Origin of the sequence: Methyloprofundus sp. (assembly GCF_965251085.1) — a bacterium.
GTDB lineage: Bacteria > Pseudomonadota > Gammaproteobacteria > Methylococcales > Methylomonadaceae > Methyloprofundus.
On record NZ_OZ252594.1, the window covers coordinates 2198854 to 2225047 of the forward strand.

Sequence of the window (26194 nt, forward strand, 5' to 3'; positions counted from 1 at the left end):
CATTGGCGGGCTGAAGCCACGCCCTTTCAATATGTCCCACGTTAAAATGGTAGCCGGATTTTTCATATCAATCATCCAAAGGATTCGTTATGATTAACTTTAGAATATTATAAAACTCTAAATAAATGCAAGCTATTTTGCTAACCGCTTCAATAAAAATGGCCCTTTATTTTATGAGTCTTTTTAAGTGCATTATTCATGGGATAGAGACAAGTTATGCGTCATTGCATTACCCAGCATTATTTATCACTAATCAACTCAATCATTTTCACAGGGAGTCTATCTGCAAATAATGACTTATAAGCCACCTACCGCACCTCTTTTACTTGGGCTAATGCATTAAATGTAGACTGAATAAGGTGTACTAAAATAATGATCGATTTCTTTCTGTTGTCGATACTTTAATTATGTAAATATTGCAGCGGTATCGATATAGTTTATTAAATTATAATCTGTCGACTCGTAAACTAACTCACCTGAATAAATAACAAACCCCTTGGTAGTGCTTTTACTAAGATCATTAAAAAAACGTATCCCCTTAATAAAATCTCGATGAAATGTCATTGATGATTTTATTTCGATAGGCACTAACTCTCGACCTTTTTTATAAATTAAATCAAGCTCGTTACCTTTACTAGTGCGATAGTAATATAAATTATGCGCCTCACCCTGGTTGTATCTTGCTTTTAACGCTTCTGTAATCACCAGGTTCTCAAAAATGCTACCATATAATGGATCTCTTTCAATTTGAGATGGTTTGCCTATGCCCAATATATAAATTAACAAACCAATATCTGTAAAATATATTTTAGGTGATTTAATGACTCTTTTACCAAAGTTTTCAAAATAAGGTTCTAGTTTAAAGATAATAAAAGATGCTTCTAAAACCGCTAGCCAGCTTTTCAAGGTATTACTACTCACCCCGGTATCATTTGCTAGTGAAGATAGATTAACAATTTGACCCACTCTACCCGCCAGTAATTTAATAAATTTTGTAAAAGTGGACAAGTCCTTTAGGTTAATCAGCTGTCTTACATCACGCTCAATATATGTTTCGTAATAATTTCTGTACAGTCTAGTAGGGTTAATATTGTCTTTGTATATTCGTGGTAAAAAACCTCGATACATTAGTTCAAATTTATCAATTTCTACACCACTCTGTTTTAACTCACTTATCGACAGAGGTAATAATCTTAAGATGGCTGTTCTTCCAGCAAGTGATTGAGAAATGGATTGATGCAACTGTAATTGATGGCTTCCTGTCAGAATATATTTCCCTTTACCTTTACCATTGATCTCATCATCAACTTTAACTTGAATATAAGAAAGTAACTCGGGAACACGCTGAATTTCATCAAAAATACATTTTCCTGAATACCTGGAAAATAATGCATTGGGGTCGGACAGTGCTAAATCACGAATTTCAGGGTTTTCTAGATTACAGTAATCATAGTCGGGAAAGGCCATTTTAACTAAAGTGGTCTTACCCGCTTGCCTTGGACCAATAACGGTAACAACAGGATAGTCTTTGGCTGATTGGAGAAGTTCATTTAAGAGTTGACGTTGTATCATATGTTGACAATAACATGACTTGGTGCAAATATGAAGTTGTACTTAAAATTTACACCTTACTTACTGAAAGTCAAAAGGTCAGAGTTTTTGCTTTCTAATTATTCACTTTTCCTATTTCCTTTAAGTACCAAGGAATAATTACAAAACGTTTTTGTAGGTTCGACAAATTCGTACCTTGTGTTAAATAGATTTTTTCGGTACGAATTTGTCGAACCTACGGGTATACCATTCAGCTTATGCATACTATTAAAGTTTTAATTTACGTGGGTACTTATGATGCCCTTTAGCTGTTACTCTACCAGTACAGTTTGAAATATATAAGGCAAATAATTGAACGTATTTTTAGAATGCGATGTTTTTTCTTGCCCACCCTATTATTAACTAAATATTTAAAGAAAGGATGATCATGATTCGATTAGTAAGTAATTTAGTAACTACTCAGCGTAGTTACAGAAAATTAATATAGGTATATGACGAAATTAATTTCACCATAGAGAGCATGAAGTTAATGAAGGCTTTGTCTTATTCTGGGACTGCTGTACTAAGAGTGCGTATCGTCGGTTGGCTGATGACGGCAGTCATTGTTGGCAGCCTTGCCTGTATCTGGGGTTATTAATTATGCTATTTTAGAAATACCTGCGGGCCCGTTAATCATTATTGCCAGTGCATTGTTATTTCTGGTTTCGATTTTTAAACAGCAGAAAATCTGATTGCTTAGGAGCTAGGGTTTAATGAAATCCTATAGATTTCGTTTCGGGCATTATTAAACCCTTATTCCCTAATGTCATTTTCAACCTAACTTAATAGACCAAGCATATGGCAAACATCACACCGTTTGAAGTCTTTAGTGAAATATACGGTGACTGGTTTGAAAAAATAAAGTTACAAGTCATTTTGATAATATTCTTTCCATGAATACAAGGTTTGCAGAGTGCAAATAATACCTAAATCCTGCAAGCATTATACATAATAATCCACAAAACTCCTTATTAAACAATGATATAATATCATTTTCCTGATTTCACTATCTCATTGTTTTAATGAAGCCCTCTAAAGTATCAAAATCCTCATCTCACGTAAGAAACCGTACCCGAACGGTAAAAATGACATCTACAGCACATGGATTGACAAGCCAGGCGGGACTGATTCCCGTCGTGAAATATTTAGACAGGATAGGTTTTGAAAAAACCGTAAAACAAAGCGTTCCACATCGGCGGGGTGAAAATGCAGACCATCACTTATCTGATGTGGTTCTATTGACGTTGGTTGGCATGATGGGGGGAGCAACATCAATGGCAAAGGTGACGACCGTATGGGCAGATAGCGTACTGCGCAAAGTAGCTGGCTGGATAAAGATTCCTGTTGAAACCACAATTTTACGGATCTTTAAAGAAGTAAGTGATAGGCAGATAAGCCAGTTTGAAACGCTCACGCATACTTTGCGTGGTCAACACTGGCGGCGATTGCTTCGTTCCGGAAAATCGAAAACTGGCATACAATCCGTCCAGTGGGTCGATGTCGATTCAACTGTGGACACCGTTTGTGGTCGACAAGAAGGAAGTGCCAAAGGCTTCAACCCCAAAAAGAAAGGTGCCCGTTCATACCATCCACAACTCGCTTTTCTAGCGGAAACAAAAGAAATTTTACAAGCCTGGTTCCGGACAGGCAATGCCTTTACAAGCAATGGTGTTGTAGAATTTACCAAACAGTTACTTGCACACTTGCCCAATCGGATGCGCATTATTTTTCGCGGTGACAGTGGTTATTTTGTCGGTGATTTGCTTGAATTTCTCGATACCAGAGGGCATGGGTATCTAATAAAGGTTAAACTTAAGAATTTGAACGCATTGCTGGCCAAACAGGCCTGGACAGCCATACAAGGCCGACCCGGTTGGGAGCAGAGCGAGTTTCAATATCGTTGTGGTGGCTGGTCTCGCTCTCGTCAGTTTGTCGCGGTCAGGATAAAGCAACCTAAACAAGTGACAGGACCTCAGTCCGAGCTTTGGGATACGGCAGAATATGACTATTTTTGTTATGTAACAACTGAACCTCTATCGCCTTGGCAAACACATAAGAAGTATGGTGAACGAGCGACGTGCGAAACATGGATTGAAGAAGCAAAATCACAAATGGGTTTAGGTAAAATCAGAACGAATCAATTTCTGGCTAATGCCGCATTATTTCATTGCGCCGTTCTTGCCTACAATACCGTGCGCTGGATGGCTCAATTGAGTGGCAACAAAACGTTGTGCCAATGGGAGCCGGATACACTTCGTACTTATCTGATTCGGGTGGCTGGAAAATTACTCACAGGCAATAATCAGCTGAGAGTCAGAACACCTGCAGATCCGCTCTATCCACAGGAATGGGATGATTGGGTTAAGGTGGGGTTACTCGCTTAACATTAACCGAAGTTAAGTCACTTTGATTAAAAGGTCATGGCACGTTGGCAGGGTGTTTATTGCCTTGGGCTCGGGGGATATCCATACGATACAAAAAATTTCCTCTATTTATGATTTAAATCTGGATATTTTGATCGGTTGGACAAAGAGGGCTGGCAAAACGGCAGTAAAAACCTAATAACCACTTAGCTAGACAGGTTAATGAGAGTCAAAATATGGGCTTGCAGGATTTAGGTAATATGCTTTATTTCGATTTTAGTTTTAACTGGTTTTTTATTTTTTTCACTATCCAACCTGTTAGGGGTTAATGGAGAAAACCAACCTATTCCTGTCAAACCCGACGCCTCCAGCACGGTAGGTCCGATTAGCGCAGCGTAATCGGACGAATGATTATCTAAGCTAACATTCACTTATTGCATAATAATACAACGGCATGAAAACAACTTATTGATTCGAGAGATCTATTTGCTACGCGATACGGTGCGGCGTGTTATAGATTGGCCCTACTCTATTTTTCATCAATACGTTGCTCAGGGTATTTATTTGCCGAACTGGGGAGGCGATATAAATATTTCGGTGGGCAGTGATGAATAACATGCGTCCGATTACGCAGCGCTAATCGGACCTACCTTGCTGTATGCGGGTGAGCCGGTGTTTGGCCCGGTGCGGAGATTATTGATAATGGTTTAAATGCTCTAGGCAACTTGTTGGTCAATGCTCAGAGTTATTTCGCAAACGCTTTGCGTAGGCTGGGCTATTTATCGCCAAGGGTCAGGCTAATTATGAAAGCCTAAATCAATCGTCTGCTCCTGTAGCGTTAAAGTTTTGCAAATACCCAGCAATTTTAGTATATTGTGAATTGGTTATATAGTTAAAATATTTATATTCCCTTGTAACCACTTAGGCACATTATCCAGCTGGAGCTTTCATGTTAAATACAAACTATACGCCCCCCTTTTATGCACTATTTCTGCTGTTATTTTTCAGCGTTTCTATTGAATCTGTCTTGGCGAATGCCAATCAGCCTCTTCACCAAGTATCTGCAAAAGAATGTAAAACCTGTCACGAAGAAATTTACTCTCAATGGCAAGGCTCTATGCATGCGAATAAGTACCCATGCAAAATTAATTTAACCTTTTATGCAAACTCTACTTTGTAATTCTTTCCAATATTAGACAGCACCTTAAATAATTCTTCCTGAAGAGAGGCATAGGATTCATAAGCTGAAAAAGGAAGCCATTCGTATTTTATTTTACGCCATATAATCTCGATAATATTTAACTCGGGTGAGTATGGCGGTATACGGTAAATGGATAGGTTTTTTTCTTTCCACCTTTCAAGGTTTTCATTAAATTCATTACTCGTATGAGTCGATGCATTATCAATAATAAGAGTTGTTGGTTTTTTAATCTGTTTAGCAAATTCATCAATACAAGCCACAACAACCGAAGTGTTTACACTCCCTTCAAAAACAAAAGAATCAAACCTGCAATCTCTGTTAACAAAACCTAATACATTAAGACGCTTGCTGTTTGAGCTTGGTATTTCAATCGTCTCACCTGACTGTTGCCAAGCATAAGGAACACAGGGTTCTAGTGTAAACCCCGACTCATCAAAGTAGCACAAATCAAGTTCATTCTCTTTATGTTGTTGTATTAATTCTTTTATTTCATCGGTTGCCAAATCAAATTTATCTTGATTACGCTTTATCCTTAAGGATTTTCTAACTCGTTTCCAAACAAGATCAGCTTGTTTACAAATACGTTTTATAGTATCAATGCTAACTGAAATGCCTAGATCTTCTTCAAATTTTGCTAGTACTGATTTTAATGATCTAGGAGATTTTTCAACTCTCTGGACTAAGCTTATTTGTTGTTTTTCAGTTAAAATACCTCGCCGTCCTCTTCCCTGACAGTCAACCAATCCATCGATTCCATTCTTTTCCCAGTTAGAAAACCAAGTGGAAACAGTTTGGCGGCATACGTTATAAATAGAACAAATCATGGGAACAGAATGCTCTTTGAAACTTAATAAAATAGCATGAGCTCGACTTCTACTTAAATGAAGTGGATGGTTTTTATGCATCACATTTAAAGCAGTAATTTCTTCTGGGAGTAGGTGTTTTATATAGAGCACAAACATTTAGAGTCAGCAAAATAATTGTTTATTATGACACCTTTTTTCGTTAAATTAATTTTGCGTAAGTACTTAGTACCGCGTTGAAAGACCCTATTCACGGTAAATTTTATAAAGCGGTGATCGGTAATCCAGAACAAGAAGATATAAAGAAAAATGGCAAATATCCAGTCTGTTTGCAATGTCATGCCCCTGCTGCAGCTAAAGACGGCAAAACCAACCTGACTGCCATGCCTGTCTATAATGAGGGGGTAAACTGTGTTGCCTGTCATACTATAAGCCGTTTCAAAGGGACTAAAAAAACCACAGGTGGATTGAGACTGGGTACACAGGCTTATGAGTTTTCCAGCACGTCACTTCAAGGTCCGGGTACAAATCATACGACTCCCGATTGGCAGCATCCTATATTTCAAAATACTGCAAATCCTGATATTTTTAAGAGCAATGCAGTTTGTATGGGTTGCCATGACCAGCGCAAAAATTCTAATAAGGTAGCACTGTGTCAAACAGGTGATGAAATCGCTACATCAGATGGAGATACAAATTGCCTGAGTTGCCATATGCCCACTATCAACGGCAAAGCTGACCATAGTTTATTAGGCGGGCATTCAGCCAAAATGGTGAGCAAAGGCCTGTTGATGACAATGGCTACCGTCAAGCAAGGTAAAACGCTTAATGTGACGATAAAACTAAGCAATCAGCTGCCGCATAATTTCCCCACGGGCGCGCCATTCAGAAATGTATATATCAAGTTAACTGGGTATGATAAACAGGGACAGATAGTCTGGGTTAGTAGTCAATCACACCCAGTTCAAGATGATAAAAAAGCTATGTTTATGTATAGCCTAGGTGATGCCAAGGGCAACCCTGCTCCACCGCCTAAGGCAACTCAAGTATTAGGTGATACACGCCTGAAACCCCACGAAACACGAGAATTGAATTACACGCTTGCCAAGGGAAAAATCACCAAACTGAAAGCAGTGGCCTATTACGATTTACTATTACCAGCGATGAAAAAGAAATTCCCTAAGCCAGAGCATAAGGATTTAGTCACCTCTCAAATTATCGCTGTCAGTGAAAATATGATTGATTATTAAGGCACCTGGAAATTAATAATCGTTCAATATTTGGGCAGGATTTTTGTTCGTCTTCTGCGTTGTAGAAACAGTTGCGTAGCCAGCTATATGCCTGCTTCTACGCCTTGAAGACGAACAATAATTCTGTGTCAATCTTTCGCATATTATTTAATCCTCGCTCCTAAGTACTTATGTTTCCGTTTTCGAGAGCATGTTTTTAAGATAGAAAAATGAAAGCCCTTAAAATACTCAGTTATTCCATTCTGCAATTAGCTTTACTTATTTCTGCTGTTTGCTCTGCAGATAGCATTTACTCAGAACCAACGCGGAAACTGCATAGCTCCTATCTTGAATTTATGAATGCGGTCTATGATGTCAGCTTCATCTATTCTCCGCTCACCAACCGGCTAGAGATATTTTCTTATACCCTGAGAACCCATAATATATCACCAATCTATGGTGAAAAAATTCAAGTTAGTGATGCAATGGACTTGCAGCTTTCCCGCATTGCTTTAGGTGGACAACTGTATCAGGCGGATATTAATTTTCAGCCAATTAGCAACGATTTTATGATTGCCAATTGGCAACTTTCGGATCAGTCGAATGAGCAGCGCGGGCAAATTATTTCATCTGAACTAATCTCAACAATCAGCAAGGATACTATTAGTTCAGAAGAGATAGTTGCCAATTATGATGTTGATGTTTATAAGATCATTTATCAGACTGTAGATCCTGCAGGCGACTTAACAACTGCCTCTGCTCTTATTGCTATTCCATTGACTGAAAATTCCTCCCTACCAATAATCGCGATACAATATGGTGGAATTATAAAGCGTAGCAATGCGCCCAGTAGTAATGACATAGATGGCTTTTCACTGGGGGTAGCAGCTAATGGATATTACGTAGTCATAGCTGATTATCTGGGACTAGGAGAATCTCTCTGCTTGCACCCCTTGTTACATGCACAATCCCTTGCCAGCAGTGTTATTGATGCCCTACGCGCGGGTCGCCACTTGTCACTGAAAAAAAATGTTTCATTAAACGGTCAGTTGTTTTTGATGGGTTATTCCGAAGGGGGTTATGCAACATTGGCTGTGCAAAGAGAAATACAGAATAATTACGCTAACGAGTTTACTATTACCGGCTCAGCACCTATAGCGAGTTCTTATGATTTAATCTGGACACTGGAATATATTTTACAGGAGTCAGCGCCTTTTCCAATTCCAAGTCTGCTTCCTTATCTGATACTTTCATTTAATCAGGTTTATGGGCTTTATGATAACTTAGACAGTGTTTTTTTACCGCCATTTGATACGGTTATTGAACACTATTTTAATGGCGAATATTCGTTTCCAGAAATCGATAATATTCTTCCTGAAAATTTCCGGCAATTGTTTACCGAAGAGTTCTATTCCATGCTGGAGAACAAAGACTCGCCCTTATATGCGTCGCTCTCAGAAAATAATATCTATCGTTGGAAACCTCATGCACCCACTCGCTTGTATCATTGTATTAATGATGAAATAGCGCCTTTTCAAAACTCTCAAATGGCTTATGATTTTTTTCTTTCAGCCGGAGCACAAGATGTAGGTTTAATCGCGCTACAGCATAATAGCTATGATCTAACTGGCACCCATGCTAAATGCGCATTACCCTTAATGTTAATGGCTAAAGCATGGTTTGATACCTTACTTATTTCAAGGTAGTTCGTACGCCCCAGTAGATAAAGATGCAGACGATACTCGTAGCTTGCATACTGACTGCCTCTATCCGAGTGGTGTAGTACACCGGGTACTGGTTGTTTTCTCCAAAAAGCCATTTGTAGTGCTCTGACACATAATGATGTTCGCATATGATCATCAACCGCCCATCCCACAACCTGCCGAGAAAATAAATCTACCTGATTACCCATAACCCTCAGCTATACTTCGTCATTCCTGCATGCTTTAAGCAGGAATCTAGTCAGATAAGCATAGATTCCCGATACAAGACTTCGGGAATGACGAGGTTTTTAACATACTGATGTTTCAAGCTTTATTCTACTATGGCTGACAGTTGTACGTAATCAGGTAAATCTATGACAACCGCGATATAGAGCCAGCCTTCAAGGGTCCATACATAAGTTATATCAGTTGCCCAGCCCCTATTAGGCTCTGTTACCTCACTGCTCGATTCAGCGTATTCGGTGTTGTGAATCATTATGATCACTGTCAGTTGTCACTTTAAATTTCTTAGGATAACGTACTTCCAGGCCTAACCGTGCCATTCCTTGCTAACAGAGCCACAAGACCAGGCTTGTGCAGCTATTAATACATAAGAAGTTTTTCTTAAGTAAGCAGTATTACCCTCTGAAAGTATCTTGATATGCGAAGTGTTTGCTCAGATTGAATATGTAACCTAAATCCTGCAAGCCCATATTTTGACTCTCATTAACCTGTCTAGCTAAGTGGTTATTAGGTTTTTACTGCCGCTTTGCCAGCCCTCTTTGTCCAACCGATCAAAATATCCAGATTTAAATCATAAATAGAGGAAATTTTTTGTATCGTATGGATATCCCCCGAGCCCAAGGCAATAAACACCCTGCCAACGTGCCATGACCTTTTAATCAAAGTGACTTAACTTCGGTTAATGTTAAGCGAGTAACCCCACCTTAACCCAATCATCCCATTCCTGTGGATAGAGCGGATCTGCAGGTGTTCTGACTCTCAGCTGATTATTGCCTGTGAGTAATTTTCCAGCCACCCGAATCAGATAAGTACGAAGTGTATCCGGCTCCCATTGGCACAACGTTTTGTTGCCACTCAATTGAGCCATCCAGCGCACGGTATTGTAGGCAAGAACGGCGCAATGAAATAATGCGGCATTAGCCAGAAATTGATTCGTTCTGATTTTACCTAAACCCATTTGTGATTTTGCTTCTTCAATCCATGTTTCGCACGTCGCTCGTTCACCATACTTCTTATGTGTTTGCCAAGGCGATAGAGGTTCAGTTGTTACATAACAAAAATAGTCATATTCTGCCGTATCCCAAAGCTCGGACTGAGGTCCTGTCACTTGTTTAGGTTGCTTTATCCTGACCGCGACAAACTGACGAGAGCGAGACCAGCCACCACAACGATATTGAAACTCGCTCTGCTCCCAACCGGGTCGGCCTTGTATGGCTGTCCAGGCCTGTTTGGCCAGCAATGCGTTCAAATTCTTAAGTTTAACCTTTATTAGATACCCATGCCCTCTGGTATCGAGAAATTCAAGCAAATCACCGACAAAATAACCACTGTCACCGCGAAAAATAATGCGCATCCGATTGGGCAAGTGTGCAAGTAACTGTTTGGTAAATTCTACAACACCATTGCTTGTAAAGGCATTGCCTGTCCGGAACCAGGCTTGTAAAATTTCTTTTGTTTCCGCTAGAAAAGCGAGTTGTGGATGGTATGAACGGGCACCTTTCTTTTTGGGGTTGAAGCCTTTGGCACTTCCTTCTTGTCGACCACAAACGGTGTCCACAGTTGAATCGACATCGACCCACTGGACGGATTGTATGCCAGTTTTCGATTTTCCGGAACGAAGCAATCGCCGCCAGTGTTGACCACGCAAAGTATGCGTGAGCGTTTCAAACTGGCTTATCTGCCTATCACTTACTTCTTTAAAGATCCGTAAAATTGTGGTTTCAACAGGAATCTTTATCCAGCCAGCTACTTTGCGCAGTACGCTATCTGCCCATACGGTCGTCACCTTTGCCATTGATGTTGCTCCCCCCATCATGCCAACCAACGTCAATAGAACCACATCAGATAAGTGATGGTCTGCATTTTCACCCCGCCGATGTGGAACGCTTTGTTTTACGGTTTTTTCAAAACCTATCCTGTCTAAATATTTCACGACGGGAATCAGTCCCGTCTGGCTTGTCAATCCATGTGCTGTAGATGTCATTTTTACCGTTCGGGTACGGTTTCTTACGTGAGATGAGGATTTTGATACTTTAGGGGGCTTCATTAAAACAATGAGATAGTGAAATCAGGAAAATGATATTATATCATTGTTTAATAAGGAGTTTTGTGGATTATTATGTATAATGCTTGCAGGATTTAGGTGTAATATTTTTTTATTGTTATGCATAATTAAATCTATACTTCGCACGGCCACGGTTGTGCGAGGTATATTATCGACATCGAGTTAGAATTAGAGTGTATGATAATTATCAATACACGCTGAAAAAGACTTTTCCATCTCCGCCAGTTTTTGTCGTAATAGATCCATAACTGCACCAGAACCAGTACTTCGGCATATACTTTGCGCGGTCACGGATGCGGTTGTATAGTGAGCTGATTTGATGCAAAACATTTTAGTGATAATTCGCTTTAGGCTTAATATCCCAGTTATTTCTACAGAACTGTGCTTGCTGAAACTCTGGAACACTTTCGACAGAACATAAAGAAACAGGCCTATTGGCGAAACTAAGGCACCTGGAAACACACATCATCCAACTTTGCGGGTCTTTTTGTCCGTCATTCGCACTGTAGCAATAGTTACGTAGCCAGCTATGCGCCTACTGCTACAGCACTAATGACAAACAAAAATCCTGCCCAAATACTGGACGCTTATTTATTTCCAGGTCCTAATCATTCGATCATGAAGTCACACCTAATTGAATTATTTAAAACAAGAAAACGACGATATGAATACATTAAGAGTAGGAGTCATTGGGACTTCAAGAAAACAAGATGAACGACGGTTTCCAATCCATCCAGGGCATTTGCAACGCATTCCTGAAGCACTTCGCCTCCAGCTAGTATTTGAAGAGGGTTATGGTGCACCCTTTGGTATCGCAGACTCGGAAATTTCTGCACTGACAGGTGGTATTGCCACGCGCCATGAATTATTGGCCGACATTGGCACGGTTATTATTAACAAGCCTGTGTTAGCTGATTTAGAGGAACTTCGTGAAGGAGGAACACTTTGGGGTTATGTGCATTGCGTGCAACAGCAAGACATCACTCAGGCGGCTATCGATCGTAAACAGACGCTCATTGCCTTTGAGGATATGTATGTTTGGTCTCCTAGCGGGCATATGGGTCGTCATACATTCTATAAGAATAACGAAATGGCTGGCTATTGCGCAGTCATCCATGCCTTGCAACTTAAAGGTATTGATGGCCATTATGGCAATCAACGCAAGACAATTATTTTCGGGTTTGGTGCCGTCAGCCGTGGTGCGATATACGCGCTCAAGGCGCATGGTTTTAGAGATATCACTATCTGCATTCAGCGCCCTGACCACGAGGTGCGTGAAGAGGTGCTCGATTGTAACTATGCCAGAATTCGAGCAGGCAGCGAAGGTGAGGCACGCATGGTGGTGGTGAAATACGACGGAACCGTGCGACCGCTAACTGACTTGATTAGTGAAGCAGATATCATCGTAAATGGAACCTATCAAGATACAGAAAATCCTACCGATTTTGTTACCGAAGCAGAAAGCGCATGCCTCAAGCCCAATAGTCTGATTATTGATGTCAGCTGCGATGAAGGAATGGGCTTCTTTTTTGCCAAACCAACTACATTCAAGAATCCGATGTTTAAGTATGAATCCATAGATTACTACGCTGTGGATCATACACCTAGTTATCTCTGGGAAAGTGCCACGCGATCAATTTCTGCCGCTCTCATTGTTTATTTGTCGGCGGTACTGGCGGGCCGTGATAGTTGGCAAAAAAATGAGACTATTCGACAGGCGATTAATATTGATAGTGGCGTGATTCAGAATGACGCTATTCTGTCGTTTCAAAAGCGTGAGCTGGACTACCCTCACGAACATTTTAGTTCGACTGAAAATCCTGTCACAGATAATATTTCCTAACGAATTTGCCTATCAATACTTCGCGCGGTCACGGATGCGAAAAATTAAATATCCACGTTCTATGAACGTGGTTTTATGACACCCTAGAAGGGTGTTTTTAGCATCGTTGGTGTTCAAAAAATCGGGTGGAGTGCAATACGTAGCTAACGGCAAAACTCAGCCGCTAGAAATCCACAGTCGTGACCACTCGAAGTATATAAGTACCTGCGTAAACACATTTAACAATTCAAGATGGGTAGAACGTAGCACCTGTCTTTTTAGGTGCGCAGTGAGTCGCAAAAAAAACGCTCTACCCATCCGCGAAAACTAAAGACCACGCTCTCGGAATGGGGTCTTTATGAATTACTTAAGCAGAAATTTGTTGGTAGGCTGAATTATAATAAAGCAATGGTTCCCCGCTATTAACCTGATTATATTGAATTTCACCGATCACCACCCAATGCGTACCTGCTTTAAACTGGTGCACCACCGTACATTCCATAATAGCAAGCGCTTCATCCAGAACTGGCACACCAAGCGCACCTTTATGCCAGAGTACATTTTTAAAACGCTCATCCATGCTACTACCACCAGCAAATTGATTAGAAACTTGCTCCTGAGCACTGGTTAAAACATTGATTGCGAATTTCTTATTTTGCAGAATCGTTGCACCTGTTTCAGTGGTTTCATTTAAGCAAACTAAAATTTGTGGCGGATCCATGGAGACACTGGCAAATGATGTAGCGGTCATACCTAACTCATCTTCTTCAGATTGAGCGGTAACGACAGAGACACCACTCGCCCAAAGCTTAAGAGTATTTTTAAATTCTTGATTTTCTATAGCCATTATTTCCTCACATTGACTGCCATAATTCAAAAGTCACTCCAGAACTAAATCTTGAGAGTGAATATGCAGGCTTAATTTAATCACAAGACAGACTTAAGGTATAATATTTTTCTATATAAGGCTAAATTTATGAGCGTATAAATCTAGCTCATTCTTTACTTCACACTTTATTCTCGGAGACCACGATGCCTGTAAAAAAAATGGCAGATTTAGATTTAAATGGAAAACGTATTCTAATTCGCCAAGACCTGAACGTACCTGTAAAAGATGGGAAAATCACTAGTGATATTCGCATCCGTGCCAGCTTACCAGCAATCCAGCTTGGCCTGGATTCTGGTGCTGCAGTTATGTTGATGTCGCACCTGGGTAGGCCAACTGAAGGTAAATTTGATACAGCCGCTTCTCTACAGCCTGTTGCAGAACGTCTAGCAGAACTACTGGGTAAACCGGTCCGCCTGGAAAAAGACTGGATTGATGGCATACAAATCAAATCCGGTGAAGTCGTTTTATGCGAAAACGTGCGTTTTAATGTCGGCGAAAAAGCAAATAGCGCAGAGTTAGGCAAAAAGATGGCGGCTTTATGTGATATTTTTGTCATGGATGCATTTGGTACAGCACATAGAGCGCAAGCATCAACTCACAGTGTTATCGAGCATGCTAAGGTTGCCTGTGCTGGCCCTTTATTATCAGCAGAACTTGAGGCTTTAGGTAAATCCTTAAATAACCCTGAAAGTCCTGTTGTTGCTATTGTTGGTGGCTCTAAAGTTTCCTCTAAACTGTCCGTATTAGAAACCTTATCCACAAAAGTTGATCAGTTGATTGTCGGTGGTGGTATTGCTAATACCTTTATCGCAGCAGCGGGCTATTCTGTGGGTAAGTCGCTATATGAAGCTGATTTAATTGATGATGCTAAAGCATTAATAGCAGCGGCTAAAGCCAATAACTCGGATATCCCTGTTCCCGTTGATGTCGTATGCGCAAAAGAATTTTCTGATACCGCTGAAGCCACTATTAAAAAGGTCAGTGAGATTGCTGATGATGACATGGTGTTGGATATCGGCCCTGAAACTGCTAAACAATATGCAGCGATCCTGAAAACTGCCAAAACTATCGTTTGGAATGGCCCGGTTGGCGTATTTGAAATTGATCAATTTGCCGAAGGAACCAAAACGCTGGCTTTTGCCATTGCTGATAGTGATGCTTTTTCAATTGCCGGTGGTGGCGATACCCTAGCCGCCATTGACAAATATGGTATTAAAGATAAAGTGTCGTATACCTCTACTGGCGGCGGTGCCTTTTTAGAATTTCTAGAAGGTAAAGAACTTCCCGCTATTGCAGCTCTTGAAGCGAAATAAATTCTGAATACCGTGCAGATACATGTACAGCACCCTGGGGCGGAAAGATTATAGCTATACTTTATATCTGCTACTTTAAAACATACCGACAAGGTGCTGCACTAGCTGCACAAAACTCTACTTAAAGAGTTTGTAAAAAGTATTCAACTACACTTAAATAAAAAGGGGGATTGTAGCTTAGGGTGAGCTTGTGACCCCCCAATAATCAAGAGTTTACTTAACTTCGGCTATTGGATTTTGTCCTTCTACCCAAGCGACAAAATATATTTTCACCGCCCTAAATCTCTCTTTTTCTAAAGGAAAGTTTTATAAGAACTTAAAAGTCTCATATAATAGACTGTTAAGTTACTATTTTGATTTAGGAACGCACACGGAATAAGCTGGGCATCTAGCGCAAGATTTTTATTCGTATTCAAGACATAGAAACAGGCGCACAGCCAGTTTTAAGTTATTTCGCACGCGTTCCTTATTATCCACAAAAGGTTATAAAATGGCACGAGTTACTATCGAAGATTGTTTAGATAATGTAGAAAACCGCTTTGAGCTAGTATTACTAGCATCTCAAAGAGCGCGCCAGCTGGAAAAAGGTGCTGATGAGTTTGTTGCTCGCGGAAAAGATAAAGTTTGCGTGATTGCCTTACGCGAAATTGCTGAAGGCCATGTCACTAAGGAAAATATCGACCTGCTACATCAAGTTGGCGAGCCTACTGATGCATTTTCAAGTACCTTCAACTAAGTTATGAGCGCTCAGGAACCTACAGTTATTACTGCAAGACCTGAGCAACTCTTATATGAGCAACTCAATGACTTATTAAGCAAGTACTTAGATCAAACCCATCTGGACGAAGTATATCTAGCTTATCAATTTAGTGCTAAACATCACGCCGGACAATTTCGTAAAAGTGGCGAAGCCTATATATGTCACCCTCTTGCTGTCGCCATTTCACTTGCAAAAATGCGCATGGATGTGCATGGCATTATGGCCGCTATCCTGCATGACCTTATTGAAGACACAGATGTTAGCAAAGCAGACATCTTAGAGTTATTTGGTGAAGATGTCGCAGAATTGGTTGATGGTGTCACTAAACTAACTCAGCTAAACTGTAAAACCCAGGCTGAAGCACAGGCCGAAAATGTTCGCAAGATGTGCATGGCAATGGCTAAAGACATGCGCGTGATCATGGTTAAACTGGGAGACCGTTTGCATAATATGCAGACACTCGGTGTCATGCGCCCGGAAAAAAAACGCCGCATAGCAAAAGAAACTCTGGATATATACACGCCCATCGCCAATCGTCTGGGCATGAACAGCATTCGCCACACTCTAGAATCATTGTGCTTTGAAGCCATGTACCCAATGCGTTACCGTATTCTGGATAATGCGGTAAAAAAAGCACGCGGCAATCGCAAAGAAATTATTGAAACGATTACTAACTCCCTAAAAACACGCTTACATCAAGCGCATATCACTTGTGATATACAAGGCCGAGAAAAGTATTTATACAGTATTTATAAAAAAATGCTGAGCAAAAAACTGTCTTTCTCAGACATTTTTGATGTATACGCATTTCGCATCCAATGTGAAGATGTTGATACCTGTTATCGCGTTTTAGGTGTCGTACATAACCTTTTTAAACCTATTCCAGGGAAATTCAAAGACTATATCGCCTTACCAAAAGCCAATGGCTATCAGTCTTTGCATACCATTTTAATAGGCCCTTATGGGGTGCCCATAGAAATTCAAATCCGTACCCACCAAATGCACCGCATGTCAGAATCAGGCATTGCTGCGCACTGGCTGTATAAGTCTGATGACGAAGATCATTCTAACTCGAAAACCCGCGCCAACGAATGGGTGCGTGATTTACTGGAAATTCAAAAAACAGCAGGCAATTCGCTGGAATTTATCGACAATTTAAAGATCGATTTATTCCCTCAAGAAATTTTCGTTTTTACCCCACAGGGCAGCATCATTAAACTCCCCCGTGATTCCAGTGTGGTTGACTTTGCCTATGCTGTACATACCGATATAGGCAACTCCTGTGTATCTGCACGTATCGATAAACGCCTGGTCCCGTTACAGGCAAAACTGGAAAATGGTGTGACTGTTGAAGTGATCACTGCATCCTGGGCGAGGCCGAATCCACTTTGGTTAAATTATGTTGTCACCAATAAAGCACGCTCCGGCATACGCTCTTATCTTAAGCATTTTAAGCAGCAAGAAGCCATTAATCTGGGGCGGCGTCTGCTGGAAAAAGAACTGCAAGACATGGGAAAGTCTACTGAAGATATCTCTGAGTCTATGCAACAGCAACTATTGCAAGTAGTCAAGCTGGATAGTATGGATACCCTGCATGAGGAAATTGGCCTGGGTAATAAAATGCCCTTTTTAATTGCCAAACAACTCAGTCAAGCGGATGTAAGTGCCACAATAAAACTGGAAGACGCTGAAATACGTAAAGAAACTCCTTTGCCGATCAAGGGCACGGAAGGCATGGTTGTCACTATTGCAAAATGTTGCAGGCCTATTCCGGGCGACCCTATCGTCGGCTATTTTAATCCAGGCAAAGGGATCGTAGTACATCACCATGAATGTAGAAACAGTACCAATGAACGTAAAAAATCTACTGACTGGCTAGAAGTTGAATGGAGTCATGATGCAGCGGGTGAATATCCAACTGAAATACGTCTGGAGTTATTAAACCAGCCAGGGACTCTGGCAACCATTGCCTCGACGATATCAAAAATGGATTCCAATATAGAAAGTGTCAATATTTCCAATCAGGATGGGCGGGTTTCTGTTGATTTCTTTACCCTAACAGTCAAAGACAGAGTGCATCTGGCAAATATAATGCGTCAACTTAAGAAGTTATTTATTGTTTTAAAAATCACCCGTACCCGAGGTTAGGACTATTCTATGCAAAAAGAGACTATTCACACTGACTCAGCGCCTCAGGCTATAGGCACTTATTCCCAGGCCATTAAAGTCGGTACGACAGTATACCTATCAGGACAAATTCCACTCGATCCAGATACCATGGAAATTGTTAGCGGTGATATCAACGTGCATATCAAACGTGTGTTTGATAATCTGACAGCGGTTGCACAGGCTGCTGGTGGTGAATTAGAGGATATCGTTAAATTAAATGTATTTCTCACTGACTTATCAAATTTTCCTATTGTTAATGAAATAATGGGCGAATATTTTACCCAGCCCTACCCTGCTCGCGCTGCGGTAGGTGTTGCTGCTTTACCCAAAGGAGTCGCTGTGGAAATGGATGCAATTATGGAATTAAAAGCACCTGAATATTATTAAGTCCTGGGTGGATGTAAAGCTATGCATATCAATCAGCAATGATTTACCCACCTTTTAGATACAATATTTACCTATTCATCTTTTTTCATGAATTCACAGGCAGTTCTTAATCAATCGGTCGTGTCACTCAAGGGCATTGGCGGACAAACAGTCAGCCGCCTGGAAAAACTAGAAATCCGCCAGCTTCGGGATTTAATTTTTCACCTGCCATTGCGTTACGAAGATCGCACGCGCGTGCAGACGATTAATGAACTAACTCCGGGTAGCATCGCATTAATATGCGCCACAGTCGTGTCTACCAGTATTTTAAACCATGGCCGGCGCACATTGACCTGCCAGATTAGTGATGAAACGGGTTATCTTGGTCTGCGATTCTTTCATTTTAGTGCCAAACAACACAATAGCTTAAGTTCAGGCACCTTAATTAGCTGCTTCGGCGAAATCAAAGATGGCTATTCAGGCTATGAAATGATTCATCCTGAATACAAAGTAATCCAGCACCCAGATGATTGCATCACCAGCGATACTCTCACCGCTATTTACCCGCTGACCGATGGACTGCGCCAATCCAGCATTAGAAAAGCGGTGCAACAGGCATTATCCCTATACAACAATACCCCAGATTCATTGCCCGACTTATTACCATCAAAAGTACTCGAAAAATTCCAATACCCTGCTCTTAATGCAGCGTTAAACACCTTGCATACTCCTGCTGCTGGCATATCGGTGTATAGCTTACTAAACGCCCCCAATCCAGCTCTAAAACGCCTGGCATTTGAAGAATTTATTGCCCACCAGTTAAGCCAGCTGCAAAGCAAACTACTAGATAAGCAGTGGCAGGCACCTGTATTAGAGTGCAGCCAAAAACAAGCGCAACAATTTCTAAACACGCTAGGTTTTAATCTAACTCAGGCTCAACAGCGAGTAGTTGCAGAGGTCAAAGCTGACTGCGCCAATAACTCACCCATGTTGCGGTTAATTCAGGGTGACGTAGGTTCAGGAAAAACCGTGGTTTCAGCTTATGCAGCACTGCTTGCACTCTGCAGTGATTATCAGGTCGCCATTATGGCGCCGACAGAACTACTCGCTGAACAACACCTACGCAACTTTAGTCTCTGGTTTAAGGAATTTAATTGCAAGATAATTTTCTTAACCGGGCAACTAAAAGGTAAAAAACGTCAGCAAGCACTCCAAGACATTGCCGATGGCAGCGCGAGTATAATCATCGGTACGCATGCACTATTTCAGGATGCTGTTAGCTTTGCCCGCCTGGGTTTAATCATCATTGATGAGCAACACCGCTTTGGTGTTAACCAACGTATGGCGCTCAGAGATAAAGGGCAGCATAATAACACCAAGCCGCATCAGTTAATCATGACCGCTACGCCTATCCCAAGAACTCTGGCTATGCTGAATTATTCTGACCTGGATATTTCCATAATTGATCAACTCCCCCCGGGAAGAATTCCTGTCGTGACACGTGCCATTTCTGCTGATCGGCGTAGTGAGGTTATTGCCAAAATCAGCAACTGGGTACAACAAGGCAGGCAGAGCTACTGGGTGTGTACCTTGATCGAAGAATCCGAAGTTTTACAATGTGAAGCTGCCGAAAAAACAGCAACAATGTTAGCCGAAAGACTGTCAGATGTGCGTATTGGTCTGGTACATGGTCGTATGAAAGCAGCAGAAAAAGAGGCGGTGATGCAGGCCTTTAAGCAACATCAACTTGATTTACTGGTGGCTACGACAGTGATCGAAGTCGGAGTTGATGTACCGAATGCAGGCCTGATGATTATAGAAAACCCCGAGCGTCTGGGGCTTTCGCAACTACATCAGTTACGTGGACGTGTGGGACGCGGAAGTGATGATAGTTTCTGTCTATTAATGTATCAATCCCCACTTTCCAATACAGCAGGTGAGCGGCTTAATATCTTACGCGAAACCAGTGACGGTTTTATTATTGCAGAAAAAGACTTAGAATTACGCGGCCCGGGTGAGATGATGGGTACCCGGCAAACCGGACAGATGCAATTTAAAATAGCTAATCTGGAACGCGATACCGACTTACTGGATCAGGTAGCAGAAGCCGTCGCTATGATCCAGCAAAACCACCCTGAAAATATCCAGCCGCTAATTGAGCGCTGGTTAGGCACCACCACTAAATATGCAGAGGTTTAACAACATTGAGCAATATAAGTAGCTTATACCCCAAGGAGCCCGTCTGGTTTTGTAATCGGCTAAAGAGTCGCTTAAATATCCCAGAAAATGCCGCTTCATGGATATATGAGTCTGGCTCTATTACACAACGACTGCGTGATTACTATGGCCCAAGGGTGCGTGTGCAAGTATTGAATAACAGCTGGCAAAGAGCCTATATTTCAGAAAGTCGCCTACTAAAGACTCACCCTGAAAAATACACTCTAACCCGGGAAGTACTGCTTTATGCGGGCGACATTCCCCTGGTTTTAGCGCGAACGATTATACCTGACCCTACCATTCGTAGTGCGCATCGCAACCTTTCGCATTTAGGCAATCGTCCGTTGGGCGAAGTGATTTTTTCCTATCCACGCCTAGAACGCCTGGCACTAGAAATTACTCAACTCCAGACTCGGCAATGGAGAGATTCGATACTGGAAAAAGCGCAAATTGATCAATCAATATGGGGCCGCCGAACCATCTATGCCATTCATCACCATCCCCTATTAGTGAGCGAGTTTTTTTTAGCAGAAATTTTAAATCATTAAACCCCAATAAAACAACACACCTGATTACGTATTACTCTCAGCCATAAGTAAATAAACTTGATACATCAGGATGTTAAAAAATTCGTCATTCCCGAAATATTTTATCGGGAATCTTTGCTTAACCATCGAGATTCCTGCTAAAAGCATAGGTTGACGAAGCATAGCTGAGAGTTGTCGCTAATCAGAAAAGTACATGGGCTACGAGTTCAATACGGGACACAGCTAAAAGTTCCAGTGAAGATATAATTTTTTACCATGAAGGACATGGAGAGAATGAAGTCTTTAGTCTTTTTCTTCATGTCCTTCATGCGCTTCATGGTGATTATTGTCCCGCATTAAGTGCGTAGCTAGTAAATACAACATAAATCTAATATAAGGGGAATACCTATGCGTTTTTTACATACCATGGTTCGAGTTCAAGACCTGGACGCTTCACTACATTTTTATTGCCAGCAACTTGGCCTACAGGAGTCGCATCGTTTTGATGATGAGGCGGGACGTTATACACTGGTATATTTAAATGCTCCAGCCGATGTCGAACTGGCAAAAAACACCGAGGCTCCATTAATAGAATTGACCTATAACTGGGATACAGAAGCCTATACCGGGGGACGTAATTTTGGTCATTTAGCTTTTGAAGTCGATGATATTTACACTACTTGCAAGAATTTACAGGATAGTGGCGTGACTATCAATAGACCTCCCCGGGATGGCCATATGGCCTTTATACGCTCACCCGACCAGATTTCTATTGAGTTATTGCAAAAAGGAGCAGCGCTCAGCCCTGCTGAACCCTGGGCCTCTATGCAAAATACCGGAGCCTGGTAAAGCATTAGCCAAAAAAAAACGCCTGTTACCGGACCGCAACAGGCGTTATAAAAGATAAACTAGACAACGAGGAGAAATCCAGTTTATTTGGTACTTCCAAAAGGTACTACATGAAAAAACTATAAACTCTTAACCTTGCAAACGACCACTTAGGTGGATATTACTAATAATCGCAGAAGCTGCAAAAACAGTAGCTGATACTATAAACGCACCAGAAATAAAGCCATACAGGCCAGTGATAAATAATAGGCCTACTAAAATATCTTTTTGTAAATCAGTCATTAGTGTTTCCGTCTCTCAGTTGTTAAGTATTTGATACATACTATACAGCGACATAAGAAAATAACAATATAGTGATCTATTGCTAACTTGTTTCTTAATAGGAAACAATTATGCAAAAAAATGTGAAATGCATCACATAAAACTCATAATAGGCTCGCTCAATACATAATAGTCTCTGTAGATATTCATCAATAAACAACGCCTCTTAACTGCTTCGAGAAAAATAACTAAATATTTTTACCTGGCGTTTACTTGTGAGAAGATATTGGGTTTTGCAGGCGATATTGCTGCAATACACTTTGTTTAGCGTTTTTGTATCATGTTAGTACACCTTAGAACTTTAGGTTGCCGCCTTAACGAAGCCGAGCTAGAAAGCTGGGCTCAAGCCTTTCAAAATGCGGGGCATACCATCATCCGCGACCAACAGACAGCGCAACTGATTATCATCAACTCTTGTGCCGTTACCCAAGATGCCGTGCGCAAATCTCGCCAGTTAATTCGACGTATTCACCGAGACAACCCCAGCGCAAAAATTGTCGCCAGTGGCTGTTATGTCACCCTACAATCAGATGAAGCTGCTGAGTTACTGGGCGTGGACTTAATCGTTAGCAACCAGGATAAAGACCGCCTGGTTGAACTGGCTATTGCCGAACTCGATATACCTAGCATGCCGGCCATGTCGACAGAACCTGCAGAAATTTCATTATTCCGCCGGGGTCGGCAACGCGCGTTTATTAAAGTGCAAGATGGCTGCCGTTATCGATGCACTTTTTGTATTGTTACTGTCGCTCGCGGTGAAGAAAAAAGTACCTCTATAGAACAAATTATTAAAGACATTAATAATTTTGTAAAACAAGGTGTTAAAGAAGTCATTCTAACTGGCGTGCATTTAGGCGGTTATGGCGCTGATATTGATCACAACCTAGCTGACTTAATTCAAGCTATTCTTCAGCACACCAGCGTTCCAAGATTACGCTTAGGCTCATTGGAGCCCTGGGATTTGCCTGAAAATTTCTTTGATTTATTTAGCAACCCACGCTTAATGCCACACTTGCACCTCCCTTTGCAAAGCGGTTCAGATAGTGTTTTAAAACGTATGGCCAGGCGCTGTAAAACGGCAGAATTTAGCCAGATTGTGCAACAGGCACGTCACCAAGTACCGAACATTAACATCACTACCGATATTATTGTGGGCTTTCCTGGCGAAACTGAACAAGAATGGCAAGAAAGCTTTAACTTCATTAAACAGACCGGTTTTGGGCATATTCATATTTTCACTTATTCCACTCGTAGCGGAACCAAAGCTGCGACTTTGCCTGACCCAGTACAACAGACGCTTAAAAAGCAGCGTAGTCAGCAATTACATCAACTTGCCGAGCAAATGAAGCAAGATTTTCTAACTAAAAACCTAAATGAACCCATGGAAATTTTATGGGAGGGGCAAAAAGAAGAATTTGATGCGACAAAAATTAGAGTGTTTGGCTATACCCCAAATTACTTACGCGTAGCGACGATTGTTGATCATAAAGAATCACTAGAAAATAAAATCATCCCGGCGATATCAAGAGAGATCGCTGATAATGCCTTACTCTCTGAGTTAATTTAATATTTCTGTAGATACTGTCTTAAATATCAAGTAATTTTCACTTTTCCTGTCTCCACCATGTACTGTAAGCTTTATTGCTCTTGAAATTAATTTACTCATCTCATGATGAACCCACTGTGCCTTGCATCGTTGCGAATCAAGCTGGCTGGTCGAGTAGACGGAAGCTAGTCAATGAGTCGTACTTTTAAGGGGGTATCCACTTCACTCTCGTAGGCACAAGATGTATATATATATATATATATATATATATATATATATATGGATGAGCAAGAAATCGCACCCAGTGGGTGGCGTGGATTATCCACGGACCCTACAAGAATTTGACGAATGGTTTTCAAACGAGGCGGCCTGCGTTGAATACCTCCGAAGACTGCGCTGGCCTGTTGAATTTCGGTGTCCAAGTTGTGGTGGAAACAAAACATGGCAAACAGGCAGAGGGTTGCTACGATGCTCGTGTTGTCAGCGGCAGACCTCAGTAATTGCGGGTACACTTTTCGAAGGAACCCGAAAACCGCTTCGCACATGGTTTCAAGCAATGTGGTACATAACAAGCCAGAAGTACGGAGGTAATGCACTCGGTCTTAAACGAGTAGTTTGATTTGGAAGTTATCAGACAGCATGGACTTGGTTACACAAGATGCGACACGCGATGGTACTACCAGGTCGAGATCGTCTCAGCGGTATAGTTGAAGTGGATGAAACGTATGTTGGTGGGAAGGAAACCGGTGTTCGTGGCCGCAAAACCGAGGAAAAGGCGATTGTCGTGGTTGCTATAGAAATACTTGAGCCATATGGCTTTGGTCGTGTGCGTCTTCATCAAGTGCCTGATGTGTCGGGCAGGGTTAATTTGTTCATATTCTAAACCTTATGCGGCACAAGGCCTCCTGGTATTTTTTGTAATTTTCAAATAGTCTAAAACAGCTCTGGTATTCTTATTGAGTTGCCTCATTTTCTTTGAAATCCCTTTCTCAACTTTTGATTTTATTAATCCGATAGCAAAGCGCCTAAGACGGGTCATGTTCTCAGGGCCATAACCGGTACGAATTGTTGAGCGATCTTCATCAAAAACCCAGTCAATAATATAATGACTGACTTCAATAGACCAGTGACCTCGAACTTTATATAAGATGGTTTTCGGATCTGCGTCTTTTTTTGTTCTGCTGGTCACACCGTAAGCGGTCGCAAGTGATGTTTTTCCACTTTTCTTGTCCGTTATTTCTCGTTCTATGCGATAAACCTGGGCAACATGAGGGAATAATACATACTCACTTAATTCCGATGTGACCCAGATTCTACGAATCTCAATTCGTCCGTGCCCGACAGACACTTTGTCTTCATAATCTGCCAAACGGCTATCATTTGAAAAGTAGGTGGTAATATCATCAAGCAGTGTCGGCTGGTTTCCTTTGACACTAAAATAATAATGCGCTTTTCGTTGTTCTACTAAATAACGCGCGAATTCAGTCTGGGTGTGCAAAGCATCGCTGGTGATATCTTTATTTTCAATCGGTAGTGTATCTAATAATTTCGGAGCAAATGTTATTTCATTGGTTTGCTTAACTTCATCCGACCCATCTCCAACAGGCAAAGTACCTACTTTTTTTGGGCGTAGCAAATTCCTGTGGTATGCCCAACAGCACTCATTATTTGTGTTTGGCGCCCTGATTCATCAATCGCATTACACATGACTTTGCCATCTATTGCGAGTGAGTTGTCATCCTGGGCATAGGCTTTGTTCCAGGCATTAAAGGCTGCGTCAAGTTCATTCGGGTCTACTCTTACTAAGATATTTCTAAAAATGCTTAGGCTTGGAATCACATAACGGCCTTTATCATAACGGCAACGAAAATGCGCTCTGGACTTTTGAGATAAGCTTTCAGCCCAGTCAAAAATAGATTCATAGCTCCTCATGCCGCATAACACAGCTCCAGCGGCTATTCCCAGAACAGTCTGTATTCTATGGCGTCGCCCTTGGGCTCTACGGGGATCATTAATTTCCTTGAAGAAATCCGGTAATGAACGCATTTGATGACGCGTTATTTTCATTTTTACCTCACCTAATAAAAAATGATGACTTAATATAGTGTGAGATAAAACAGATTGTGCTCGACGATGAAGTGGCTTAACGAAAATCAGCTTTTTGTGCTCTGTTTGAGCAGAGTAACCGTCTGTTACCCTGCGGTGTGGCTGGCATGAT

23 protein-coding genes and 1 pseudogene are annotated in these 26194 nt (G+C 41.3%); 16 read left to right on the top strand and 8 right to left on the bottom strand.

All coding sequences use genetic code 11. The annotated features are described in order from the left end of the window. Positions 1-405: 405 nt before the first annotated feature. On the bottom strand, positions 406-1572 hold the full coding sequence (locus ACQY3F_RS10165) for an ATP-binding protein (protein WP_428354738.1): 1167 nt from the start codon (positions 1570-1572) through the stop codon (positions 406-408). 584 nt (positions 1573-2156) lie between these two features. On the opposite strand from ACQY3F_RS10165, the gene ACQY3F_RS10170 reads away from it, so the two are divergent. The 3 genes from ACQY3F_RS10170 to ACQY3F_RS10180 all read left to right on the top strand — a co-directional run bounded on the left by ACQY3F_RS10170 (position 2157) and on the right by ACQY3F_RS10180 (position 5133). Further along, on the top strand, positions 2157-2282 hold the full coding sequence (locus ACQY3F_RS10170) for a hypothetical protein (RefSeq protein ID WP_428354739.1): 126 nt from the start codon (positions 2157-2159) through the stop codon (positions 2280-2282). 330 nt (positions 2283-2612) lie between these two features. After that, on the top strand, positions 2613-3974 hold the full coding sequence (locus ACQY3F_RS10175) for an IS1380 family transposase (protein ID WP_428352972.1): 1362 nt from the start codon (positions 2613-2615) through the stop codon (positions 3972-3974). Positions 3975-4902: 928 nt separating this feature from the next. Continuing rightward, on the top strand, positions 4903-5133 hold the full coding sequence (locus ACQY3F_RS10180; RefSeq protein WP_428354740.1) for a multiheme c-type cytochrome: 231 nt from the start codon (positions 4903-4905) through the stop codon (positions 5131-5133). Here the strand turns inward: ACQY3F_RS10180 and ACQY3F_RS10185 are convergent. After that, on the bottom strand, positions 5112-6116 hold the full coding sequence (locus ACQY3F_RS10185; protein WP_428353111.1) for an IS630 family transposase: 1005 nt from the start codon (positions 6114-6116) through the stop codon (positions 5112-5114). The two genes, ACQY3F_RS10180 and ACQY3F_RS10185, sit on opposite strands and share 22 nt — an antisense overlap. A 77-nt stretch (positions 6117-6193) precedes the next feature. Between ACQY3F_RS10185 and ACQY3F_RS10190 the strand changes: the two genes are divergently transcribed. Further along, entirely contained in the window at positions 6194-7207 is a 1014-nt protein-coding gene (locus ACQY3F_RS10190; protein WP_428354741.1) for a multiheme c-type cytochrome, read from the top strand. Positions 7208-7416: 209 nt separating this feature from the next. Beyond that, complete coding sequence (locus tag ACQY3F_RS10195; protein WP_428354743.1) at positions 7417-8892, top strand: lipase family protein; 1476 nt, start codon at positions 7417-7419, stop codon at positions 8890-8892. 20 nt (positions 8893-8912) lie between these two features. On the opposite strand, the pseudogene ACQY3F_RS10200 reads toward ACQY3F_RS10195, so the two are convergent. Both ACQY3F_RS10200 and ACQY3F_RS10205 read right to left on the bottom strand, forming a co-directional pair. After that, positions 8913-9086 (bottom strand): annotated as a pseudogene (locus ACQY3F_RS10200) (DDE-type integrase/transposase/recombinase); the annotation flags it as partial. 731 nt (positions 9087-9817) lie between these two features. Next, positions 9818-11179 carry an IS1380 family transposase gene (locus ACQY3F_RS10205; protein ID WP_428354744.1) on the bottom strand — a complete coding sequence of 454 codons (1362 nt, stop codon included), beginning with the start codon at positions 11177-11179 and terminating at the stop codon, positions 9818-9820. Between the two features lie 652 nt (positions 11180-11831). On the opposite strand from ACQY3F_RS10205, the gene ACQY3F_RS10210 reads away from it, so the two are divergent. Continuing rightward, positions 11832-13040: a N(5)-(carboxyethyl)ornithine synthase gene (locus ACQY3F_RS10210; RefSeq protein ID WP_428354745.1), complete on the top strand. Its 1209-nt coding sequence runs from the start codon at positions 11832-11834 to the stop codon at positions 13038-13040. Between the two features lie 346 nt (positions 13041-13386). On the opposite strand, the gene ACQY3F_RS10215 is transcribed toward ACQY3F_RS10210, so the two are convergent. Then, a complete protein-coding gene (locus tag ACQY3F_RS10215) occupies positions 13387-13866 on the bottom strand; it encodes a flavin reductase family protein (protein WP_428354746.1) in 480 nt (159 codons plus the stop codon). A 185-nt stretch (positions 13867-14051) separates the two neighbouring features. Between ACQY3F_RS10215 and ACQY3F_RS10220 the strand changes: the two genes are divergently transcribed. The 7 genes from ACQY3F_RS10220 (at position 14052) to ACQY3F_RS10250 (ending at position 22109) form a co-directional block, all read left to right on the top strand. Further along, complete coding sequence (locus tag ACQY3F_RS10220; protein ID WP_428354747.1) at positions 14052-15221, top strand: phosphoglycerate kinase; 1170 nt, start codon at positions 14052-14054, stop codon at positions 15219-15221. A 490-nt stretch (positions 15222-15711) separates the two neighbouring features. Then, positions 15712-15957: a DNA-directed RNA polymerase subunit omega gene (gene rpoZ / locus ACQY3F_RS10225; RefSeq protein WP_428354749.1), complete on the top strand. Its 246-nt coding sequence runs from the start codon at positions 15712-15714 to the stop codon at positions 15955-15957. A 3-nt stretch (positions 15958-15960) separates the two neighbouring features. Continuing rightward, positions 15961-18129, top strand: coding sequence for a RelA/SpoT family protein (locus tag ACQY3F_RS10230; protein WP_428354751.1), 2169 nt, complete (start codon positions 15961-15963; stop codon positions 18127-18129). Between the two features lie 9 nt (positions 18130-18138). Beyond that, positions 18139-18537, top strand: a complete 399-nt coding sequence (locus ACQY3F_RS10235; RefSeq protein ID WP_428354752.1) for a RidA family protein — start codon at positions 18139-18141, stop codon at positions 18535-18537. An 87-nt stretch (positions 18538-18624) separates the two neighbouring features. Then, positions 18625-20715 carry an ATP-dependent DNA helicase RecG gene (gene recG, locus ACQY3F_RS10240; protein WP_428354753.1) on the top strand — a complete coding sequence of 697 codons (2091 nt, stop codon included), beginning with the start codon at positions 18625-18627 and terminating at the stop codon, positions 20713-20715. 5 nt (positions 20716-20720) lie between these two features. Then, positions 20721-21281, top strand: a complete 561-nt coding sequence (locus ACQY3F_RS10245; protein WP_428354754.1) for a chorismate--pyruvate lyase family protein — start codon at positions 20721-20723, stop codon at positions 21279-21281. Positions 21282-21668: 387 nt separating this feature from the next. Next, entirely contained in the window at positions 21669-22109 is a 441-nt protein-coding gene (locus ACQY3F_RS10250; protein ID WP_428354755.1) for a VOC family protein, read from the top strand. Between the two features lie 129 nt (positions 22110-22238). Here the strand turns inward: ACQY3F_RS10250 and ACQY3F_RS10255 are convergent, their stop codons facing one another. Then, positions 22239-22391, bottom strand: coding sequence for a hypothetical protein (locus ACQY3F_RS10255; protein WP_428354756.1), 153 nt, complete (start codon positions 22389-22391; stop codon positions 22239-22241). Between the two features lie 319 nt (positions 22392-22710). On the opposite strand from ACQY3F_RS10255, the gene mtaB reads away from it, so the two are divergent. The 3 genes from mtaB to ACQY3F_RS10270 all read left to right on the top strand — a co-directional run bounded on the left by mtaB (position 22711) and on the right by ACQY3F_RS10270 (position 24859). Beyond that, the gene (mtaB, locus tag ACQY3F_RS10260) at positions 22711-23997 is read left to right on the top strand and encodes a tRNA (N(6)-L-threonylcarbamoyladenosine(37)-C(2))-methylthiotransferase MtaB (protein ID WP_428354757.1); all 1287 of its coding nucleotides are present in this window, start codon (positions 22711-22713) and stop codon (positions 23995-23997) included. A gap of 262 nt (positions 23998-24259) precedes the next feature. After that, positions 24260-24595: a transposase gene (locus tag ACQY3F_RS10265; protein ID WP_428357659.1), complete on the top strand. Its 336-nt coding sequence runs from the start codon at positions 24260-24262 to the stop codon at positions 24593-24595. Between the two features lie 51 nt (positions 24596-24646). Continuing rightward, positions 24647-24859: a transposase gene (locus tag ACQY3F_RS10270; RefSeq protein WP_428354758.1), complete on the top strand. Its 213-nt coding sequence runs from the start codon at positions 24647-24649 to the stop codon at positions 24857-24859. 3 nt (positions 24860-24862) lie between these two features. Here the strand turns inward: ACQY3F_RS10270 and ACQY3F_RS10275 are convergent, their stop codons facing one another. Beyond that, positions 24863-25612, bottom strand: coding sequence for an ISAs1 family transposase (locus ACQY3F_RS10275; protein WP_428353157.1), 750 nt, complete (start codon positions 25610-25612; stop codon positions 24863-24865). Then, positions 25591-26043, bottom strand: a complete 453-nt coding sequence (locus tag ACQY3F_RS10280; RefSeq protein ID WP_428354759.1) for a transposase family protein — start codon at positions 26041-26043, stop codon at positions 25591-25593. Before ACQY3F_RS10280 ends, ACQY3F_RS10275 begins: the two co-directional genes overlap by 22 nt. Positions 26044-26194: the final 151 nt, after the last annotated feature.